The sequence below is a fragment of the Methylobacterium sp. WL18 genome, assembly GCF_008040015.1.
GTDB lineage: Bacteria > Pseudomonadota > Alphaproteobacteria > Rhizobiales > Beijerinckiaceae > Methylobacterium > Methylobacterium mesophilicum.
This window is the reverse complement of sequence record NZ_VRVD01000497.1, coordinates 1-3,499: the sequence shown is the minus strand read 5'-3', so window position 1 is coordinate 3,499 and position 3,499 is coordinate 1. Positions and strand designations below refer to the sequence as shown.

Annotated in this window: 5 protein-coding genes; 1 reads left to right on the top strand and 4 read right to left on the bottom strand. The window is 71.0% G+C overall.

Annotated features, from left to right (window positions below; all coding sequences use genetic code 11):
* A partial coding sequence (locus tag FV228_RS34395) for a DUF6481 family protein (protein ID WP_246694010.1) occupies positions 1-137 on the top strand: 137 nt, incomplete at its 5' end.
* Between the two features lie 154 nt (positions 138-291).
* On the opposite strand, the gene FV228_RS23750 is transcribed toward FV228_RS34395, so the two are convergent.
* The 4 genes from FV228_RS23750 to FV228_RS23735 all read right to left on the bottom strand — a co-directional run.
* On the bottom strand, positions 292-1,638 hold the full coding sequence (locus FV228_RS23750) for an LLM class flavin-dependent oxidoreductase (RefSeq protein ID WP_147856822.1): 1,347 nt from the start codon (positions 1,636-1,638) through the stop codon (positions 292-294).
* Between the two features lie 19 nt (positions 1,639-1,657).
* Positions 1,658-2,197, bottom strand: coding sequence for a cupin domain-containing protein (locus FV228_RS23745; RefSeq protein WP_147856821.1), 540 nt, complete (start codon positions 2,195-2,197; stop codon positions 1,658-1,660).
* 31 nt (positions 2,198-2,228) lie between these two features.
* On the bottom strand, positions 2,229-3,203 hold the full coding sequence (locus FV228_RS23740; RefSeq protein ID WP_147856820.1) for an ABC transporter substrate-binding protein: 975 nt from the start codon (positions 3,201-3,203) through the stop codon (positions 2,229-2,231).
* Positions 3,203-3,499 (bottom strand): LLM class flavin-dependent oxidoreductase (locus FV228_RS23735; RefSeq protein ID WP_147856819.1); only part of this gene is annotated, 297 nt, incomplete at its 5' end. The genes FV228_RS23740 and FV228_RS23735, both read right to left, overlap by 1 nt.

Below are 3,499 nucleotides of genomic sequence, written 5' to 3'. Positions count from 1 at the left end.
CCGAACAGGAGCGCGCGGCGGCCGAGATCGTCCGTCAGGCCGCCGAGAAGGTCGAGCGCCAAGCCGCCCTCGCCGCCGAGCAGAAGGCGACCCGCGACGCCCGCTTCGCCGCCCGCAAGGCCAAGGTGAAGCGGTAACACGGCGCTCTTTTCGAAAGCCGTTCGTCCAAGCTTTCCACCTTGATCACCCCGTCATTCCGGAATCGTCTGCGGCGCTCCGAAATGACGGGAGTGGCGTCCTGGGCAGCCGCGCAGATCTCGATCCTTCCGAGAAACGGCACATCCTGTTCGGTCACGCGCCGCCCGTCTCGTCCGACGCAAAAAACCGGTTCGGCGGGCGCGGCAGGCCGAGATGGTCGCGCAGGGTCGTGCCGGCATAGTCGCGCCGGAACAGGCCGCGCCTTTGCAGTTCCGGCACGAGCCGGTCGACCACGTCGTCGAGCCCTTCGGGCACGAACGGGAACATGACGTTGAAGCCGTCGCAGCCGCGGCTCTCCAGCCATTCCTCCATCCGGTCCGCAACCTGCGCCGGCGTCCCGACGAAATGGAGCCCGGCATAGGCGCCGACCCTGCGGGCGAGGTCGCGCACCGTGGCGCCGGTCCGGTGGGCCTCGCCGAGGATCTGAGCCTGGCTGGTCTTGCTGGCGTTGGTCTCGGGGATCTCGGGCAGGGGCGCGTCGAGATCGAAGCCGGAGGCGTCGACCCCGAGCCGCACCGACAGGTTGGCGAGCCCGCTGTCGGGATGGACCAGATCGTCGAGGCGCGTCCGCTTGGCCCGCGCCTCGGCCTCGGTCTCGCCCAGGATCACCAGGGCGCCGGGCAGGATCTTCAGGTGGTCGGGATCGCGCCCGAGCGCCGGCATCCGGCCCTTCACGTCGGCGTAGTAGGCCTGCGCGGCCTCCAGGGTGGAACTCGCGCCGAACACCATCTCGGCGGTCTCGGCCGCGATCTGCCGTCCCGCCTCCGAGGCGCCGGCCTGGACGATCACCGGCCAGCCCTGCACCGGCCGGGCGATGTTGAGCGGGCCCTTCACCTTCAGGAACTCGCCCGCGTGGTCGAGGACGTGCAGCTTGTCGGGATCGAAGAACAGGCCGCTCTCCGGATCCATCAGGAAAGCGTCGTCGGCCCAGGAATCCCACAGGCCGGTGACCACGTCGTAGAACTCGCGCGCCCGGGCGTAGCGCACCGCGTGGTCGAGATGCGCGTCGCGGCCGAAATTCAGCGCCTCGTCCGGGTTGCCCGAGGTGACGAGGTTCCAGCCGGCCCGGCCCTTCGAGATGTGGTCGAGGGAGGCGAACTTCCGGGCCACATGGTAGGGCTCGTTGTAGGTGGTCGACGCCGTGGCGATCAGCCCGATCCGCGACGTGAGCGCGGCGAGCGCCGGCAGCAGCGTCAGCGGATCGAACGAGGTCACGGTGGCCGAGCGGCGCAGCGCCGCCACCGGCATGTTCATCACCGCCAGATGGTCGGCCATGAAGAAGGCGTCGAACTTCGCCGCCTCCAACCGCCGGGCGAAATGCGTCAGGTGCTCGAAGTTGAAGTTCGCGTCCGGGTAGCCGCCGGGATAGCGCCACCAGGCCGTGTGGATCCCCACCGGGCGCATGAACGCGCCGAGATGCAGCTGGCGGTCTCGACTCATGGTTGCGCTCCGCAGGGATTCACGGGTGCTTGTGGATCGGATCGACCCAGTGGACGGATTCGGGCCGCTCCACCGGCTCGACATCCGGGATGTTGACCACCACGGCCTCGTTGTCCGAGCGCACCAGCACGCAGTGCAGGGGCTCGTCCGTGGAGGCGTTGATCTCCTGGTGCGGCACGAAAGGCGGCACGAAGATGAAATCCCCCGGCCCGGCCTCGGCCACGTATTCGAGGCGCTCGCCCCAGCGCATCCGGGCGCGGCCGGAGAGCACGTAGATCACGCTCTCCAGGGCGCCGTGATGGTGCACGCCGGTCTTGGCGTCGGGCTGGATCGCCACCGTGCCGGCCCAGATCTTCTGGGCGCCGACCCGGGCGGCGTTGACGGCCGCCTGCCGGAACATGCCGGGGGTCTGCGCGGTGTTGCTGTCGAGCTGGTCGCCCGGGATCACCCGCACGCCGTCGTGCTTCCAGCGCGCCGCCCCCTCCCCTGCGGGGTGATCGTGATCGTGCTTTTGGCCGTCCTCGTGGGCATGGCTGTGGCCGTCGCCGGCGTCGTGCATGGTCAGGACCTCTGATCCGGGGAACCGCCCATCATTGCACCGCCGCCGGGACTTCCGACAGGCCTCGCGACAGACCCTCGGGCAGGGCTTGGGAAAACCCCGTGTCGAAGATCGCCGCCGCCTGCGGGGCGCGGCCCTTCGGGATCAGGCCGGCGCGGACGTAGAGGGCGATGGTGCGCTGCTCGTCGGCGATCACGTCGGCATCGATCGGCACGGTCCGGTAGCCGGCGCGGCTGAACCAGCGCAAAGGCACCGCCTCCGGCAGGCCGATCAGCTTCGACCAGACCTTCGCGTAGGGCGCCGGGTCCTTGAGCGCCCAGGCCCGGGCCTTCGCAAGGCGCGCGGCGAAGTCGGCGAGCAGGGGTCGCTTGTCCTTCAGGGCGCTGTCGCGCGCCACCGTGAAGGTCAGCCCCGGGGTGATGCCGTTCCCGTCCCGGACCACCCGGGCCAGGCCGGCGAGTTCGGCGGTCGAGGTGTAGGGCTCCCAGGTCGCCCAGGCATCCACGGACCCGGACGCAAGGGCGATCTTGGCGTCCGCCGGCGGCAGGAAGCTGAACACGACGCCGTCGAACGGCAGCCCCGCCTCCTCCAGGGCGGCCAGCACGACCTGGTGGCCGATGGAGCCGCGGTTGGTGGCGATGCGCTTGCCCTTGAGATCCGCCACGGTCCGGATCGGCGAATCGGGCGCCACCAGGATCGCCAGCCCGTCCTGCCGGTTGCGGAACGCCATGAACGCCTTCACGGGCGCCCCGGCGGCGGCCGCGAAGGTAAAGGGCGCGTCGCCCACCCCGCCCGCATCGATCGCCCCGGCATTGAGCGCCTCCAGCAAGGGCGCGGCGGCCGGGAACTCGCTCCATTCGAGCCGGTAGGACAGGCCATCGAGGACGCCCGCCGCCTCCATCAGGGCGCGGGCGTTGCCGCGCTGGTCGCCCATCCGCAGCACGTCTTCCGCCCGAACCGGCCCGGCTGCCAAGAGGGCGAGAACCAAGAAAAACGCGGCGCGCATCAGGCGGCCTCGGCGGCGCTGCCGCGGGCGGCGAGGGCGGCCTTGAACGCCGGCAGCAGGTCCCGGCCGTACTGGATCGCGTCCTCCAGCGGATCGAAGCCGCGGATCAGGAAGGTGCGCACCCCGAGGTCGTGATAGTCGAGCAGCGCCTCGGCCACCTGCTCGGGCGTCCCGACCAGCGCCGTGGAATTGCCCGCCGCCCCGGTCTCGGTCGCGATGGCGGTGAACAGCCGCGTGTCGAGGCGCGAGCCGGCGGCGGCCGCCGCCAGCAGCCGACGTGAGCCCTCGTTCTGCGG

What these genes read in the sequence shown, in the direction of transcription:
- FV228_RS23740 (WP_147856820.1), bottom strand. Translation starts at nt 3,203, where the DNA reads ATGCGCGCCGCGTTTTTCTTGGTTCTCGCCCTCTTGGCAGCCGGGCCG.
- FV228_RS23750 (WP_147856822.1), bottom strand. Translation starts at nt 1,638, where the DNA reads ATGAGTCGAGACCGCCAGCTGCATCTCGGCGCGTTCATGCGCCCGGTG.
- FV228_RS23745 (WP_147856821.1), bottom strand. Translation starts at nt 2,197, where the DNA reads ATGCACGACGCCGGCGACGGCCACAGCCATGCCCACGAGGACGGCCAA.